15 protein-coding genes are annotated in these 16,890 nt (G+C 69.4%); 7 read left to right on the top strand and 8 right to left on the bottom strand.

The genetic code is table 11. The features are described 5' to 3' along the window. Window positions 1–35: 35 nt before the first annotated feature. The 7 genes from yidD (at window position 36) to U8D42_RS21685 (ending at window position 5,851) form a co-directional block, all read left to right on the top strand. Window positions 36–290, top strand: coding sequence for a membrane protein insertion efficiency factor YidD (yidD, locus tag U8D42_RS21715; protein WP_208859382.1), 255 nt, complete (start codon window positions 36–38; stop codon window positions 288–290). Further along, a complete protein-coding gene (gene yidC, locus U8D42_RS21710; RefSeq protein WP_090419559.1) occupies window positions 274–1,377 on the top strand; it encodes a membrane protein insertase YidC in 1,104 nt (367 codons plus the stop codon). The genes yidD and yidC overlap by 17 nt, the downstream gene beginning before the upstream one ends. A gap of 71 nt (window positions 1,378–1,448) precedes the next feature. Continuing rightward, window positions 1,449–2,015, top strand: a complete 567-nt coding sequence (locus U8D42_RS21705; RefSeq protein ID WP_085239308.1) for a protein jag — start codon at window positions 1,449–1,451, stop codon at window positions 2,013–2,015. Between the two features lie 90 nt (window positions 2,016–2,105). Continuing rightward, window positions 2,106–2,807 carry a 16S rRNA (guanine(527)-N(7))-methyltransferase RsmG gene (gene rsmG / locus U8D42_RS21700; protein WP_322858782.1) on the top strand — a complete coding sequence of 234 codons (702 nt, stop codon included), beginning with the start codon at window positions 2,106–2,108 and terminating at the stop codon, window positions 2,805–2,807. Then, the gene (locus U8D42_RS21695; RefSeq protein WP_322858256.1) at window positions 2,804–3,826 is read left to right on the top strand and encodes a ParA family protein; all 1,023 of its coding nucleotides are present in this window, start codon (window positions 2,804–2,806) and stop codon (window positions 3,824–3,826) included. Before rsmG ends, U8D42_RS21695 begins: the two co-directional genes overlap by 4 nt. Window positions 3,827–3,849: 23 nt before the next feature. After that, complete coding sequence (locus U8D42_RS21690) at window positions 3,850–4,833, top strand: ParB/RepB/Spo0J family partition protein (RefSeq protein WP_322858257.1); 984 nt, start codon at window positions 3,850–3,852, stop codon at window positions 4,831–4,833. A gap of 265 nt (window positions 4,834–5,098) precedes the next feature. Next, a complete protein-coding gene (locus tag U8D42_RS21685; protein WP_090419567.1) occupies window positions 5,099–5,851 on the top strand; it encodes an acetyltransferase in 753 nt (250 codons plus the stop codon). On the opposite strand, the gene U8D42_RS21680 is transcribed toward U8D42_RS21685, so the two are convergent. The 8 genes from U8D42_RS21680 to U8D42_RS21645 form a co-directional block, all read right to left on the bottom strand. After that, entirely contained in the window at window positions 5,848–7,068 is a 1,221-nt protein-coding gene (locus U8D42_RS21680) for an N-acetylmuramoyl-L-alanine amidase (RefSeq protein WP_322858258.1), read from the bottom strand. The genes U8D42_RS21685 and U8D42_RS21680 overlap by 4 nt on opposite strands. Window positions 7,069–7,202: 134 nt before the next feature. Then, window positions 7,203–7,556: a thioredoxin gene (trxA, locus tag U8D42_RS21675; protein ID WP_085239314.1), complete on the bottom strand. Its 354-nt coding sequence runs from the start codon at window positions 7,554–7,556 to the stop codon at window positions 7,203–7,205. Continuing rightward, a complete protein-coding gene (gene trxB / locus U8D42_RS21670; RefSeq protein ID WP_322858259.1) occupies window positions 7,553–8,560 on the bottom strand; it encodes a thioredoxin-disulfide reductase in 1,008 nt (335 codons plus the stop codon). The genes trxA and trxB overlap by 4 nt, the downstream gene beginning before the upstream one ends. Before the next feature lie 91 nt (window positions 8,561–8,651). Further along, entirely contained in the window at window positions 8,652–9,380 is a 729-nt protein-coding gene (locus tag U8D42_RS21665) for a hypothetical protein (protein ID WP_322858260.1), read from the bottom strand. Continuing rightward, window positions 9,373–9,984 (bottom strand): RNA polymerase sigma factor SigM, encoded by a 612-nt coding sequence (gene sigM, locus U8D42_RS21660; protein WP_322858261.1) that lies wholly within the window; start codon window positions 9,982–9,984, stop codon window positions 9,373–9,375. The genes U8D42_RS21665 and sigM overlap by 8 nt, the downstream gene beginning before the upstream one ends. Before the next feature lie 64 nt (window positions 9,985–10,048). Further along, a complete protein-coding gene (locus U8D42_RS21655) occupies window positions 10,049–13,675 on the bottom strand; it encodes a lipid II flippase MurJ (RefSeq protein ID WP_322858262.1) in 3,627 nt (1,208 codons plus the stop codon). Continuing rightward, on the bottom strand, window positions 13,672–16,062 hold the full coding sequence (locus U8D42_RS21650) for a hypothetical protein (RefSeq protein ID WP_322858263.1): 2,391 nt from the start codon (window positions 16,060–16,062) through the stop codon (window positions 13,672–13,674). Before U8D42_RS21650 ends, U8D42_RS21655 begins: the two co-directional genes overlap by 4 nt. Further along, window positions 16,059–16,793, bottom strand: coding sequence for an NUDIX hydrolase (locus U8D42_RS21645; protein WP_322858264.1), 735 nt, complete (start codon window positions 16,791–16,793; stop codon window positions 16,059–16,061). Before U8D42_RS21645 ends, U8D42_RS21650 begins: the two co-directional genes overlap by 4 nt. Window positions 16,794–16,890 lie beyond the last annotated feature (97 nt).

Raw genomic sequence — 16,890 nt, 5'->3', positions numbered from 1 at the left:
GCGGTGTGGTTTCCGTAATCCAGCTGTACCGGCACATGGTCTCGCCACTGCGGCCGGCAACATGTCGTTTCGTTCCGACGTGCAGCCAGTATGCGGTCGAGGCGCTGACCGAGTACGGCTTGTTGCGGGGGAGTTGGCTGGCTGTGGTCAGGCTCGCCAAGTGCGGACCCTGGCACCGGGGCGGATGGGATCCGATACCCGAACGCCCGGGATGCCAAGTGAACTTCGAAGATGCCAGCGACGCGTGGGCCGGCCCGGCGGCGCGAGGGGAGAGTGGAACTCTTGTTTGATTTCTTTAGCCTGGACTTCGTTTATTACCCGGTGTCCTGGATCATGTGGGCCTGGTACAAGCTGTTCGCTTCGATGCTAGGGCCGTCGAACTTCTTCGCGTGGGCGCTGGCGGTGATGTTCTTGGTGTTCAGCCTGCGGGCGTTGTTGTACAAGCCGTTTGTGCGCCAGATCCGGACCACCCGCCAGATGCAGGAACTGCAACCGCAAATCAAGGCGCTGCAAAAAAAATACGGCAAGGACCGCCAGCGGATGGCGCTGGAGATGCAGAAGCTACAGCGCGAACACGGCTTCAACCCGATCCTCGGGTGCTTGCCGATGCTGGCGCAGATCCCGGTGTTCCTCGGGCTGTATCACGTGTTGCGGTCGTTCAACCGAACCACCGGCGGCTTCGGGCAACCCCACCTCTCGGTCGCCCAGAATCGCCTCACCGGAAACTACGTCTTCAGCCCGACCGACGTCGCGCACTTTCTGGACGCCAACCTGTTCGGTGCGCCGATCGGCGCATTCATGACGCAGCGGACCGGGTTGGACGCGTTCACCCACTTCAGTCGGCCGGCGGTCATCGCGGTCGGGGCGCCGGTGATGATCCTGGCCGGGATAGCGACCTACTTCAACAGCCGGGCGTCGGTGGCGCGGCAGAGCCCGGAAGCCGCGGCCAATCCCCAGACCGCGATGATGAACAAGCTTGCGCTGTACGTGTTTCCGCTCGGTGTCGTGGTCGGTGGGCCGTTCCTTCCGCTGGCGATCATCCTGTACTGGTTCGCCAACAACATCTGGACGTTCGGCCAGCAGCACTACGTGTTCGGCATGATCGAAAAAGAGGACGAGGCCAAGAAGCAGGAGGCGCTGGAACGGCGGGCGGCGAACGCACCGGCGCCAGGGGCCAAACCGAAGCGCAATCCCAGGGCGGGACAGCCCGGCGGCAACGGGGCGACCGCGGAAGGGGAGGCGGAGTCGGATGCGCCCGACGGGGAGGCGCCGGCAGCCAAGACCGAGCCGGCCAAACCGAATGCGGGTGGCGAAAGCGGAGGGGCCGTCAATCGGACACCTCGGCCGGGCGCGCGCCCCAAGAAACGTAAACGCTGACAACGGAGACATGGCCGGACCGGGCCGTGCGACCCGGTTGGCAGGGACCCGCGGATGAGGGAGAGAAAGACATGACCGACGCAGACACGACCGAACGCGACGTGGACAGCGAGCTGGACGCGGAGCGGCCGTCCGAGAATGGCGCGGAGGCGGAGGCCGACGAGTTCGACGACCAGGAAGAGCGGTTGGTGGCCGAGGGCGAAATTGCCGGCGACTACCTTGAGGAGCTGCTGGACCTGTTGGACTTCGACGGCGACATCGACTTGGACGTCGAGGGCAACCGCGCGGTGGTGAGCATCGACGGCAGCGACGACTTGAACAAGTTGGTGGGACGCGGCGGCGAGGTGCTCGACGCGCTGCAGGAGCTCACCCGGCTGGCCGTCCACCAGAAGACGGGCGTCCGCAGCCGCCTGATGCTCGACATCGCGAGCTGGCGTCGGCGGCGTCGCGAGGAGCTGGCGGCCCTGGGCGACAAGGTGGCCCGGCGGGTGCTGGAGTCCGGTCAGCGTGAAGAGCTGGCGCCGATGACGCCGTTCGAGCGCAAGATCGTCCACGACGCCGTCGCGGCGGTGCCCGGCGTGCACAGCGAAAGCGAGGGCGTGGAGCCCGCGCGGCGCGTCGTCGTGCTGCACGACTGACGAGTTACATAGGTGTAGTTCCCGCGCGGAGGGCAGCGTGCGTCGGGCGAGCGAAGGATGTTTCACGTGAAACATGGCGGGCTCGGGAAGATGGGGGAGAACATGCCCGCTCCCGCGGAACCCGTCACGCCCGACGCCGCCGAGGCGATCTTCGGCCCAAGGCTCGACGCCGCACGTCGTTACGCGGAGCTGCTCGCCGGGCCGGGCGTGGAACGAGGACTCCTCGGCCCGCGGGAAGTGGGCCGTATCTGGGAGCGCCATCTCCTCAACAGCGCGGCGGTGGCTGAGCTGCTGGATGAAGGGGAGCGGGTCATCGACATCGGCAGCGGCGCGGGGTTGCCGGGCATCCCGATGGCGCTCGCGCGCCCCGACATCGAGATGGTGCTTCTCGAACCGTTGCTGCGCCGCAGCGAATTTCTCAGCCAGGTCGTCGACCAACTAGGGTTAGCCGTCGAAGTGGTCCGCGGCCGTGCCGAGGAACTGTGGGTACGCCACCAGTTCGGGGAAAGGGATGCGGCGGTGTCACGAGCGGTTGCGTCGTTGGACAAGTTGGCGAAGTGGAGCATGCCGTTGCTTCGGCCGGGCGGGCGCATGCTCGCGATCAAGGGCGAACGGGGTGGCGAGGAAGTTGAACAGTACCGGCGTGTGATGGCAGCATCGGGCGCCGTTGATGCCAGGGTGGTGACATGTGGCGCGACCTATTTGCGTCCCCCCGCAACCGTAGTTATAGCGCGGCGCGGAACGCAGCCCCGTCGCCGGCCGGCACGGACCGGGAAGGCCGGGAATCGATGAGCAGTCCGGGAGATCTGCCGACCGCGCCGGGATCGATGCCGACGGCCGCCGCCGCCCCGACGGCAGCCGCAGCCGAAGCCCCGCGGCCCGTCGGGGCGGAGGCCGCCCCGGCCCCGGTACCGACGGACGACCCGGCGGCGAATGTTTCACGTGAAACAGCGGCCGAATTCGATACACCGATCGGCGCGGCCGCCGAACGGGCGATGCGGGTCTTGCACACCACCTATCCGCCCCTGCGCCGGCCGAGGCACCGCCGGGTGCTGACGGTGGCCAATCAGAAGGGGGGCGTCGGCAAGACCACCACCGCGGTGAACATCGCCGCTGCCCTCGCGCTGCAAGGGCTGAAGACATTGGTCATCGACCTCGACCCACAGGGCAACGCGAGTACGGCGCTCGGTATCACCGAGCGACACTCGGGCACGCCCTCGTCGTACGAGGTGCTCATCGGCGAGGCCTCGGTGCAGGATGCGCTCCGGCGCAGCCCGCACAACGAGCGGCTGTTCTGCATCCCGGCCACCATCGACTTGGCGGGCGCCGAGATCGAATTGGTGAGCATGGTGGCCCGCGAGAACCGGCTACGGACGGCCCTGGCCGACCTCGACGACCTCGACTTCGATTACGTCTTCATCGACTGCCCACCGTCGTTGGGGCTGCTGACCATCAACGCGCTCGTCGCCGCACCTGAGGTGATGATCCCGATCCAGTGCGAGTACTACGCGCTCGAGGGCGTGTCGCAGCTGATGCGCAACATCGAGATGGTGAAGGCGCACCTCAATCCGCAACTTGACGTGACCACCGTCATCCTCACCATGTACGACGGCCGGACCAAGCTCGCCGATCAGGTCGCCGAAGAGGTGCGCCGGTACTTCGGAACAAAGGTGCTGCGGACGGTGATCCCGCGCAGCGTCAAGGTCTCCGAGGCCCCCGGCTACAGCATGACCATCATCGATTACGACCCCGGTTCGCGCGGGGCGATGAGCTACCTCGACGCGAGTCGCGAACTCGCCGAGCGTGATTGACCACCATCCGTGAAGGGACGACCATGACGCAGCCATTACGCAAGAAGGGCGGCCTCGGCCGGGGCCTGGCCTCGCTGATCCCGACCGGTCCCGCCGAGGGTGACTCGGGTCCCGCGACGCTCGGCCCGCGGATGGGTGACGCCGCAGCGGATGTCTTGATCGGGGGACCGGAACCGGATCTGGCCCCGGCAGGGGCGGTGTATCGCGAAATCGCACCGGCCGACATCGAGCCCAATCCGCGTCAGCCGCGGCAGGTGTTCGACGACGAGGCGCTGTCCGAGTTGGTGCACTCCATCCGCGAATTCGGACTGCTGCAGCCGATCGTGGTGCGCGCGGTTCCCGGGGCCAAGACCGGGCCGCGGTATCAGATCGTGATGGGGGAGCGGCGCTGGCGCGCGGCTCAAGAAGCGGGGCTCGCCACCATCCCCACGATCGTGCGCGAGACCGGTGACGACAACCTATTACGCGACGCCCTCCTGGAGAACATCCACCGGGTGCAGCTGAACCCCTTGGAAGAGGCGGCGGCATACCAGCAGTTGCTCGACGAATTCGGCGTCACCCACGATGAACTCGCGTCGCGCATCGGCCGCTCGCGGCCGTTGATCACCAACATGATCCGGTTGCTCAAGCTGCCGATCCCCGTGCAGCGGCGGGTGGCCGCAGGCGTGCTGTCGGCCGGCCATGCCCGCGCCCTCCTGTCGCTGGAAGCCGGGCCCGAAGCGCAAGAGGAACTCGCCGGCCGGATCGTCGCCGAGGGACTGTCGGTGCGGGCGACCGAGGAGGCGGTGACGCTGGCCAACCGTGCCGGCACAGCCGCCCCGGCGCCCCAGCGGCGCAAGCCGATCCAGATGCCGGGGCTGCAGGAGGTCGCCGAGCGGCTGTCCAACGCCTTCGACACGCGGGTGACGGTGAGCTTGGGCAAGCGCAAAGGGAAGATCGTGGTGGAGTTCGGCTCCGTGGACGATTTGCAGCGAATTATCGACATGATGACGGCGACGCAGGCCTGAACCGCCATACCGTGTAATTACGTCACTGTGACACCGGAGCGGTTACGGGAGCGCAACGACCGGCATCCGCCCGCCCTGGAATCACGAAAGCGTATGCGTTCTAAGGATTTTCGGTAACGAACCGGCGGGGAGCGTAACGCGCCGAGTGTCCGGTGCGGTGATCGGCGCCTCGGCGGCAAAGCTGGCCCGATTGCGACCCGCTCTCTTATCCTGGAGGGGTTGCCGGTGCCATTGGCTGCAGTACCGCACAGGAGCCAGGAGGCTAGTGTCCGCCCGAATCACCCCGTTGCGCCTCGAGGCCTTCGAACAGCTTCCCAAGCATGCCCGCCGCTGCGTGTATTGGGAGGTCGATCCGGCGACCCTCGGTAACCAGGACCACCTTGCCGACCCGGAGTTCGAAAAGGAAGCCTGGCTGTCGATGGTCATGCTGGAGTGGGGCTCGTGCGGCCAGGTCGCGACCGCGCCGGTGGACGAGCGGAGCCAGAGCGAGCCGCCCTGCCTGGGCTATGTCTTCTACGCGCCGCCGCGGGCGGTGCCCCGGGCGCAGCGATTTCCCACCGCGCCGGTATCCGCGGATGCGGTGCTGCTGACGTCGATGGGCATCGAGCCCGGGCAGGCCACCGACGACCTGCCGCACGGTCTGCTCGCCCGGGTGATCGACGAGCTGGTCCGGCGCGGAGTCCGGGCGCTGGAAGCGTTCGGTCGCACGCCGGCGGCTTCGGAATTGCAAGACCCGCTGGCGGCGAGCCCGGATGTGCGGCCGGTGTTGGAGGCCGTCGGAGACTGCTCGGTGGACCACTGCGTCATCGACGCGGAATTCTTGCAGGACGCGGGTTTCGTTGTGGTGGCGCCACACCCGTACTTCCCGCGGCTGCGGCTCGAGTTGGACAAAGGCTTGGGCTGGAAGGCCGAAGTCGAAGCGGCTTTGGAACGCCTGCTGGAGAACGCGCAGTTGCAGGAGCCGGTCGGCGCCGGATCAGTGGCGGGAAATACGTTGCGCGGCGCCGAAATCGGCTAGGAGCCGCCGAGCCGGCTGGTCCGCTCCACGGACAGTTCGTGCGCCAGCAATTCGGCGAAGGTGAATGTGCCCGTCGGGCGGTCGTTCTTGCCCAGGAGGTAGAGCCGCTTGACCGCGGCGAGGATGCCTTCGGCGATCGCGTCGCGGGTTTGCGTCGAGATCAACATCGCGCGGTCCTGCGGGTTGGTGATGTAGCCGACGTCAACCTGCACGGTCGGCATGCGGGTCAGCCGCAACAGGTCCCACGTCCGGCCGTGCGTGCGGCAATCCCGTAACCCGGTGCGCGCCACCACTTCTCGTTGGATGAAGTCGGCCAGATTGCGTCCGATCGTGGACACCGAGCCGTGCAAGTTGCCGAAGTGGAAGGAAGCGACGCCGTTGGCCGCGGGGCTGGGCTGGTTCTCACAGCGCAGGCTGATCATCAGGTCCGCGCCGACGTTGTTGGCGGTGGCGGCGCGTTCGGCGTCGGAGGGGCTGCGGTTGACCGGCCGCGACAGGAAGGTCTCCATGCCGATCGCCGTCATCCGCCCCTCGAGCCGGCTTGCCAAGTCCCACAACACATCCGCTTCGCTGATCGGCCCCGCGGGACCGTGCATGAGCTCACCGAGGTCGGTGCCGCCGCGACCGGGATCGATGATGATCCGCTTACCCGAGAGCTTGGGGCCCGATCTGCGGACTAGTTCTTCCTCGCGAATCGCGTGTGGTGAGCCGCCCGTGACGCGTGAGCTCAGAAAGTACAAGGAGCGCAACGTTTCTGGCCCACAGATTCCGTCCGCGGCGAGTCCGTACTCACGCTGGTATGACATCAGCGCGTTGTGGGTCTGCAAACCGAAGTGCCCGTCGACCAGTCCGGTGTAGAAGCCGAGGTCTTGCAGGCGGGCCTGCAAGGTCGCGACGTCGTCGCCGTAGAGCGGGGCGCCGAATTGGTGATACAGGGTGCGCGCCCCGAGCCGGTACGACGCCTCCTTCAACGCCCGATACGTGGCCTCGCCGACGATGCCGTCGACCAGGAGGCCGCGGTGTTGCTGGAAGGCGCGCACCGCTTGGTCCAGTTCGGTGTCGAAGAGCTCCGCGGGCACCTGCCGGCCGGTTGCGAGGGCGTCCTCGGGGCCCTCCAGCAGCCCCAGTGCCACCAGTGTTGCCCGGACTTCGGTCACAGCTGCGCTGCGGTCCCCGCAGCGCAGCGCATCGCCGTATTCACGGCGCGGACTCGACATACCAAAGGCCCTCCGGGACACACTGACAGGCTCGCATCTGGGCAATAGCTAACCGTTATTGTCGCAGACGCATCGGGGATTCGGGAAAACCCCAGGCCGAACGCGGGGTCTGGTGCGGCGAATTCAACCCGCGATCAGCCGAGGTTGGGAACCGCGTCCGAGAGCTCACGCAGCAGGGCTGCCTTGCCTTTGGCGCCGACGATCCGCTTGACCGGTTGGCCGTCCTTGAACAGGATCATCGTCGGGATCGACACGACCTGGAAGTCGCGTGCGGTCACCGGATTGGCGTCCACGTCGAGCTTGGCGACGGTGAGTTGCGCGGCCCGCTCGCTGGCGATCTCCTCGAGAACCGGTGCCACCATCTTGCACGGACCGCACCACGTCGCCCAAAAGTCAACCAGCACAGGCTTGTTGCTGGACAGCACCTCCGCGGAGAAGGATGCGTCAGAGACTTCGATTGTGGCCCCGGCTTTTTGGGCGTCGGTCATTGAGGTGCTCCAATCATCTCGGTATTGTCAGGAAATTCGGTGGCGTCGCTTTGGGCGGGTGAACTTGATTCGACGTGGTCGGCCAGCCAGCGTTCGGCGTCGATTGCCGCCGAGCAGCCACTGCCGGCGGCGGTGATGGCCTGGCGGTAGGTGCGGTCCACCAGGTCGCCGGCGGCGAACACGCCCTCGATCGAGGTGGCGGTGGTGCGATCTTGGACCAGGACGTAGCCGTCGGGGTCGGTGTCGAGGACGTCGCGCACCAGCTCCGAGCGCGGGTCGTGCCCGATCGCCACGAAGACACCGGTGACGGACAGGGTGGATTCCTCTCCGGTGATGGTGTCGCGCATCCGCAAACCCGTCACCGTCTCATCGCCGTCGACCCCCAGCACCGCCTTGTTGGTCAGGATCGTGATCTTCTCGTTCGCGCGGGCACGTTCGAGCATGATCCGCGAGGCGCGGAATTCGTCGCGGCGGTGCACCAGGGTGACGCTGCGGGCGAACCGGGTCAGGAAGGTGGCTTCCTCCATCGCCGAGTCGCCGCCACCGATGACCGCGATGTCTTGGTCCTTGAAGAAGAATCCGTCACAGGTCGCACACGAGCTCACGCCGCGGCCCAGCAGCTCCTGCTCGCCGGGCACGCCGAGATAGCGGGCCGCTGCGCCCATGGCCAAGATCACCGAGCGGGCGCGGACGGTCTCGCCCTCGGCCGTGGTGACCGACTTCACCGGCCCATCCAGCGATACCGATTCGACGTCTTCCATCCGCAGATCGGCGCCGAACCGCAGCGCCTGCTCGCGCATCTGATCCATCAACTCCGGACCGGTGATGCCGTCGCGGAAACCGGGGAAGTTCTCCACCTCGGTCGTGGTCATCAGGGCCCCACCAAACGACATCCCCTCGAACACCACCGGTGCCAACTGGGCCCGGGCCGTGTACAACGCGGCGGTGTACCCGGCAGGCCCCGAACCGATGATGATCACGTCGTGCACAGTGTCGGCGGTCATAGAACCCTTCCAAACTGATCGTCCCTGGATCCCTACCAACGCCAGCGTAGGCACGGCTGTTCCCCGGCGCGTCAGACACCCATGCACCAGACTAAGGGCGGGGCATCTCGGTGTTGGCCAACAATCCGGTATCGGCGGCGTTGCAGTTGAGCGCGACGGCGTAGACCGCCAGGCTGTGGGGACTGTCACCGGCCAGCACCAACACGACGCCAGGACGGGCGTTGATCTCGACCTGGCGCGCGCCCAGCACCTGCGTGGCCGCCGGATAGCCGAGACCGGTGAGGCACGAGGCCCGCCGGGCCGGGTCGCCGAGCGGGCCGTAATCCGGGCTTTGGCCAAGCAGGCCGCGGATCTCGTCTTGCGACAGCGGGATCACCATGGGCGGGGTGGACACCGTGATGTGCTCGGCGGTGACTTGAGTGCTGGGGGCGGGTTCGGGCGCGGTGATCAGCGCGGCGGTTCCCACCCCGACCGCCGCGAGGATCGCGGCGACGCCCGCGACCGCGGCGACCATCCGCCCGGGCCGCGCCCGCGGCCGGGCCGAGTGTCCGGCGGGTGGGGCCGCCTCCGCGGATTCCAGCGCCGCCGAAATCCTGGCGGTGATATCGGTCGGGACGTCGGGCGGCGGGTCGGCGCCAAGCGTGGCGACGTCGCAGCGCACCCGATTGAGAGCCTGCAGCATCCGCTGCGCCTCCGGGTCGTTGCGGACCCGTTGACGCAGACGGGCCGCCGATTGGTCGTCCAGCAGGCCGGCCTGCAGGTCGGCAAGAAGCTCGACCGTCAGGGGCGGTTCGTCGGCTGGGTGGTCGGCTTCATCCATCCGCCCCAGTGTCCGTCATGCGCTGCTTGACGGCCATGGGAGGGGCCGGCTCGGGGGTGGCTTCGAGGTAGCCGAGGAGCTCGGCGAGGCGCACCCGGGCCCGCGCGCACCGGCTTTTGACGGTGCCCTCGGCAACGCCCAGCAGCGCGGCGGTGTCAGCGACCGAGTACCCCTGCATGTCGACGGCCACGACGGCCGCCCGCTGCTCGACCGGAAGCCGCATCAAGGCGCGCTGCACCACCAGCGCGGTTTCTACCTGGGCCGTCCGGTCGGGCACAGGGAAGACATCCTCGAGGGGGACGGTGGGGTGGGCCTTGGTGCGCCGTAACCGGTCCAGACAGGCGTTCACGACGATGCGATGCAGCCAGCTGCCGACGGCCGCGTCATGCCGGAACGCGCCCGCGCCGCGATGCGCCGAGAGCATCGCATCCTGCAGTGCGTCCTCGGCGTCTTCGGCGGTGCGCGTTGTGAGCCGGGCCAGCCGGTGCAGCTGTCGGTGGTGGCGAAGGAACAGCTCCCGGAAGGCGTGGCGGTCGCCGGCGACGTGGGCTGCCAGCAGCTCGGCGTCGCTGCGTTCGCCCTGATCGTCTCCGCGGGAGCCCACGGCCGGACAGTATCCAATCGGCCGCGGGCCGGCACTTCACCGCGGCGTGGCCGTGTGAGCGGCGTCAGGATGCGGCGTGGACCGTGATCTCGAAGAAGCCGGCCTGGCTCTTGCCGTTCGTCGTCCCCAGCGTGGAGATCCACACCAGCAGGTTGGATGTGGGCGAGCCCGCCCGGACCGGGATGACGTTGTGGCCGGGCTTGAGCGTGAACGCCGGCGCCAGCACGGTGGTGTCGTTCAGCGAGGCCGGTGACGCCGTGGTCGACGAGCGGATCTCGACCTTGGTTCCGGTGCTGGGCGTGTCGATGGAGACCTGCCCGACCACCGTGGGGTTCGGCAGCTGCAGCATGAGCCCTTCGCCCTGCTTGAAGCTGGGGAACGGCACGGCGTCGGTGTAGACCTCGGTCGCCCAGGCGGTGGACGGGTCGCCGTCGATGGCCTGGCCGGCCGTGCCCGCGTTGTCGGCATCGCCGTCGGGGGCGTAGACCGTCGCCTTGGTCGGTTTGACGATGCTGCCGGCGGCCGCGGAGCTCGGCGCGGACGATGACGAGGTGGACGACGAGGGGCCGTTCAGCCCCAGCTCGTCCTTGTTGAGGCCGCCGCCGACGTTGCCGAAGATCTTGCTCACCACCGATGCCAGGACCAACAGTGCCACCACGATCACCACGACGGCCGCGCCGACGCCGATCAGCACGTTGCGGCGCCGGCGCGCCAGGATCGCGTCGTCGTCTTGATCCGCGGCGACGCGGGCGGTGGCCGGCGCGGGCGAATCGTCGATGGGGCCCAGCACCTCGGTCCGGTCGGCGACCGCGGTCGCTTGCTGCAGCAAGTTCAAAAGTGTTGAGGCGCTGCGTATCCCGCCATCCTCCTGAACCGCGCGCACCGCGACGGCGGAAATCTGGAAGGGAATCTCGCGGTCGATGGCCATCGGTTCCACCGGCTGACCCGCCGAATCGCGCTCGGCCGGGGCGAGGCCGCTGCGCACGCTCGACTCCGCGAGCGGCCAGCGATTGACCAGCAGGGCATACAGCGCGGCACCGATGCCGCGGATGTCGCCCTGCGGGTTGGCGTCGGGCATGGTCGCCGGGTAAGCGAGCACGACGTCGCCCTCGATGCTGACGCGCACCCGGCTCGGGTGGTCGATCGAAAGCGCGACGCCGGCCCGGTGGGCCGCGTCGGCCGCCGCCGCCAACGACTGCATGGCCCGCACGGCACCGACCGGCGACGGCGCGGTGTCGGCCACCTCCTGCAGCGAACCGCCCCGCACCCACTCGGAAACCACCAGGCCGCCGTGGCCGGTGTGGACCACGTCGAGCACCCGGGCGATGCCCGGCTTGTCGATCCGGCTGAGCCGCAGCGTGCGGGACAGGATCTCCTGCAGCACGTCGTCGGGCAACGCCCCGTCGGGGTCGACGAAGGTCAGCGCGACCTGCCGGTCCAGCGCGGTGTCCAGCGCCTGCCAGAACTGCAAGGGCGGGGCGCCGCCGTGGAAGACCAACAGTCGGTAGCGGCCGCCCGCGATGCGGGCCCCGGGGACCAGATGGACGTCGTCCCCCCCCGGGTCCGCCCCGCGGTCGCGGGGCGCATCGAACGGGGCGGGGCCGCGCCGCGACGCGGGGGAAACGTCGCCATTGCGCTGGTCGGACGGGCGCGACGTCGACGGCTCGGACTCGCGGCCGGCGGGGATGTCGGGTTGGAAGTCGTCGGCGACCGGTCGTGGCAGCTCGGCACCCGACGCGGCGCTCTCGACAGGGCGGTCGCTCACCTCCGGTCCTTTCGCTATCCGGGCTGGGGTTGCCCGCTCCGGAGGTCTGCGCCGGATCGGCTCCTGGACCGCATTTACCCCAGGCGGGGACGAATTCCTCTGCTCAGGGTACGTGACCGGGGACCGGCGAGACGATCGATCCGATGTCACCGGTTTGCGGGGAACCGGCAGCCGGGCGCCGAAGCGGCGGCTGAGGGCTTCCAGCGCCGCGTGGGCCTCGGGGACGTGTGCGCGGAGCATGACCGTGGCCATGATCGGCAGCATGATCACCGCGAGGATGAGCAGGCGCAGCAGCGAGCCGGCGCCGCCGCCGTGCGCGGTCAGCAGGCCGAGCCGCAGCAGCCGGTCGGCCACGTGGGCCAGCAATCCGGCCAGCATCGAGGCGGTGATCGTCACCAGGATGGTGCGCAGCTCACCGCTGCCGATCAGGTGGCCGCCGGTTGGCAGCAGGGTGTGCCGCAACAGGAGGTACCCGATGACCGCGCCCGCCAGAAAGCCGAGGCCGTTCGCCAGCCCGAGGTAACCGGCCACCAGCTTGGGGTCGTGGGTGACGTGAGGTGCCAGCACGGATCCGACGATCTTGACGGCCGTGATGACGAGGATGATCACGATCGGCGTCCAGGGCTGCTCGCGCGCGTAGAAGACGCGCAGCTGGAGCAGCACCAGGCCGTAGGGGATCAGCGTGAAGGCCGACAGGGCGATCGCGGCGCCCAGGTACCCGGCGTCGACCCCGCCGAAGTGGCCATAGGCGAACAACGCGCTGCCGATCGCCGGACCGCCGACGGTCATGAAGGCGACGATCGGGATCAACGTGATGAGCGTCAGCCGGGTGGCCAGCGACAAATCGGCGAGCACGGCCGCGGTGTCGTCGGCGGCGGCGTTGCGGCTCAACCGCGGCATGACCACGGTCAGCACGGTGACGCCGATCATCCCGAACGGCAGCATGAGGACCAGCCAGGTGTAGTTGTAGATCGCCGGGCCTGAGGCGGCCGCGGTGCTGGCGATCTGGTTGCCGACCACCAGACCGAGCTGGCTGATCAACACGTAGAGCACCATCGCGGCGGCCATGGTGCCGAAGCGCTTGAGGCGGTCGTCGATTCCCCACAGGGGGCGCAGGTCGACGCGTTGTCGGCGCAGCGCCACCAGCAGGACGGCGGTTTGCGCGAAGACGCCCAGCGTGGTGCCGATACTGAGGACCAGTAGCTTGGTGTTGCCCATCCGGACGGGGTCGACGGACAGCTCCCCGGGGACGGCCGCGTACACCGCCAGGGTCGCGAGGGCGACGACGTTGTTGACCACCGGCGCCCAGGCTGTCGGCCCGAAGACGTTGCGGGTGTTCAGGATCGCCATGAACACCGACGTGAGTCCGTAGGCGAGCACCTGGGGGAGCAGCAGATAGGCGAAGGCGGTGGTCAGTGGCTCGTTGACCTGCGGGTCGCGGCCGAGCATGAGCCGCACCAGCAGCGGCGCGGCGACCACCGACAACACGGTGGCCACCACCAGCAGCGCGGTCGTCAGCGTGACCAGGCGACGCACGAATGCCGCGCCGCCGTCGGGGTCGCTCTGCTCGGCGCGGGCCAGCACGGGCACGAAGATGGCGGTGAAGGTCGCCTCCAGCACCAGCGCGGCCACCAGGTTGGGCAACTGGTTGGCCACCGAGAACGCGCTGGACAGCGCGGCGCCGAGGATCGCCGCCAGGAGCACGACCCGGGCGAACCCGGTGAGCCGGCTGACCAGCGTGGCGAAGGCCATCGCCCACGATCGCGACACCAGCGCGGCGTCGGACAGTTCGGGCCGCCGGCGATCGACGCCCGCGGGGACGGGCGGCAGGGGACCCGTCGGCGGCGAGCCCGGGACCCGCGGCCGGCGCTGCGGCTGGGGCAGGCGTTGGTGTGGTGGTGCGGCCTGCCGGTGGGCGGGCTTCATACTCGGTGCTCGTGTTCGACCCGATCGCCGGCCTCGGCGTGCGGGCCCGCTGAGCCGGCGCCCGGTGGGTCGGGCCGGTCCAGGTCGGCCCGGTCGGGCTGGCCGCGGAAGCGGTGCCACAGGCGGCGCCCGGCCAGCAGCACCAGCACCGCCGCGGCCGTCATGGTGATCGCGAACAGCACCTTGCCGTAGGCGTTGGAATGCACCGACAGGCGCACCGGTTCGCCCAGCCGCATGCCGTCGGGGGTCCGCAGCGTCACGTCGATGGCGACCCGCTGGGTGAAGTTCACCTCGATCGGCACCCGCAGCGGTAGGTACCCCGGCGGCAGCTCGATCTGGCCGACGTCGGTGACGGTCATCCCGGGCGGGGCGTCGACCTGCAGGCGCACGCGGATGGGAACGGCCAGGCCGTTGTGCAGCGCCAGCGGCAGGGGGCTGTGCTCGGTGGCCAGGGTGTAGGAGCCGCCCGGGTTGACGATGGTCACCGCGCCGAAGAGGTCGTTGATCGTCTTGCCGACGACGCCAAGGCGTTGCTGGGCCATCCCGTTGCGGGTATCGGGCGGCTCGGATTGGCTCAGCGCGCGCAGCATGTCTTCGCGCAGCGGGGCGGTGTACTGGATGCCGGTCAGCCCGGTGCGCTCGTCGGTGCTCAGCGCCGACGTCAGGCCCCACAGCCGGCCGACCTGGCCCGCGATGGCGCCCGTGACGTCGTCGCCGAACCGTCCGCGGGCGGAGGTGAAGGCGCCCACCGTTGCGGGCTGATCAGCGTGGTTTTGTCCCGCCAGGTTGGCCTCGGCGATGACCGCCGGCAGCGGTCGCGGTACCGCCAGGCCGGACCGGATGGCGGTGGTGAGCGCCGTCAGGATGATATGGGCGTCGTCGCCCTGCAGGTTCCACGTCGCCGGTGGGACGAGAAGCTGGGTGCGCGGTGCGTCGTCGTGGCGCAAGGCGTGCCAGAACATGGAGCCCAGGGCGTCCTGGCGGCGCGCGGTCGCCGAGTCGTGCGCGAGCCGCACGGTCAGCGAGGGGTCCAGGTAGGTGGGGACGGTGGGGGAGCTTCCCGCGCCGGCCAGCGCGGCGCCCACCGCGGGGTCGAACGGGGCGACCACCACTTGCGGGGACAGCCGCCGCGGCGCGGTGTCGACGGCGGCGTCGGGGGTTCCCTGCGCGTCGGCGGACCAGTCGGCGGCGGCGATGGCGACGGTGCTTTCGTTGGCGCCGAGCAGGTTGACCGCGCGGTTGGTCAACGGGCCGTCGGGCAGCGGCGTGGCGCCGCGCGCGGAGGGCACGTCCAGGATGCGGTCGACGATGCTGTTGACGGCGGTGGTGGCGGCGGCGCTCAGCCCGCGGTCGTTGACCCGTTGCAGCGCGTCCAGGTCGGCCTGGGCGTACGGGAGGGGCACGACACAGGTGCGGTGGGCCAGTGCGCGCAACCGGTTGAGCCACTCGGTCGCGGCCGCTTGCCCGCCGCCCGGATGGGTTGGGGTGCCCGGCAGTTGGGCTGGGCCCTCGGGCGAGTCGGACACCACGTAGCCGACGGTCATGGCGTTGACCGTGACAAGCAGGTCGGGGTCGACGGCCAGGCACAGCGCCCGGCCGACGGCGCCGTCAGGGTCGACGTCGCGGCTGGTGGCGACCTCGGCCGCGGACAGCAGGATGTCCAGCCGGCCGCCACCCGCGAGGGAGGTGGCAAGGTCGTCGTCGACCAGGCGCACCGGGATGGTCCCGCCGGGCACGCCGGGGGCCAGCCGGGGCCGGTCGGCCAGCGGCCACAGCATGGTGAGCCACACGGGTTTGGAGGTGTCGGGCGCGACGGCCGAGGCCAGATCGGCGCCCTGGTCGGGCGGCACCCCGACCGCAGGAAGCAGGAATCGCGCATTGTCGAGCCGGGCGGGGGCGCCGTAGTCGGGTGTGCCGTTGACGTTGACCAGGACCGGGTAGATGCCGGGTTTGTCGATCCCCAACGACTGCTTGGTCAGCGACCGCAGCGGCGCCGAGAGCGTGAAGCCGACTTCCTGCCCGCGCTGGAGTTCGGGAGCGACCGTGAGGAAGTCGGCGGCCGGTTGGTATTGGTCGGTGTCGCCGTCGAGGGTGGTCCGCAGGCCGGCCGACGCGGTGACCGCGCCGGCGTGCTCGAGCCGGACCATCACGTCGCGGACGGGGCGGTCGCCGATGTTGGTCACCATGCCGCTGACGGTGACAACGGGTGGGCTGGTGGTGGTGACCACGTCCGGGGTGACTTGGTCGATGCGGACCCGGACGAACGGGGTCACGCCGGGTTCGCCCGCGGCGGCGGGCGGCATGACGGGCCCGGTGAGCATCGCGACGCCGGCCACGATGCCGATCACCGCCGCGAGGCGCAACAAGCACAGTCGGGATCGCGTCACGGCCCGGGCCCGTGGCCGTTCTTGCGGCTGGTGTCCGGCTTGTCGGCATGCCGGGTGCGCGAGTGTGTTTGCGGGCGGCGCCGCGGAGACATGGGCGGCAGCGGCGGCAGGGCGGCCGGACCGTCGCTCTGCAGCTTGTCGATCAGTTCATCGGCCACGCGGGCCAGTCTGCGTTCGTCGGCGTAGGCCAGTTTCGACGGCAGCTCGTGGATCGGCACCCAGGCCACCTCGGCCACCTCGAGGTCGTCGTCGGACAACTCTCCGCCGGAGAAGCGCATCAGATAGTGGTGCACGGTCTTGTGCACCCTGCGGTCGTCGGTGACGAACCAATAGTCGATTCGCCCCAGCGCGGCCAGCACGCTGCCGCGGATGCCGGTCTCTTCGGCGACCTCTCTTATAGCGGTCTGTTCGGCGGTCTCGCCCAGTTCGATGTGCCCCTTGGGCAGCGACCACAGCATCCGCCCGCGCCGATCGACGCGGCCGATCAGCACGGCGACCTGGGAGTCGCGCGGGCCGTCCAGGCCGTCGATGACGAGTCCGCCGGCAGAGGTTTCGTGCACGGTGCGCAGCCGGTCCGGTCCGCGGCGAGACGAACGGGATCGGCGCGATTTCGTCGCCGTCGAGTCGGCGGGCGCTTGACCGTTCGTCTGGTTCTCGGTCGAACTTGCAGCGCCGCGACCGCGCCGCCGCCCCCGGCGTCGACGTGGCTTGCGTTGTTCGCCGTCCGACACCCAAGCGATAGTAGCTGGCACGACATCGTCTCCCAGGACATACTCGCCGCTGACGGGCCTGCGATGGCGCGGGGCCGTCGTCTCCTGTTCCCGCCTA

The organism is Mycobacterium europaeum (genome assembly GCF_034555895.2).
GTDB classification, from domain to species: domain Bacteria; phylum Actinomycetota; class Actinomycetes; order Mycobacteriales; family Mycobacteriaceae; genus Mycobacterium; species Mycobacterium europaeum.
This window is presented reverse-complemented; position numbering and strand designations above follow the sequence as displayed.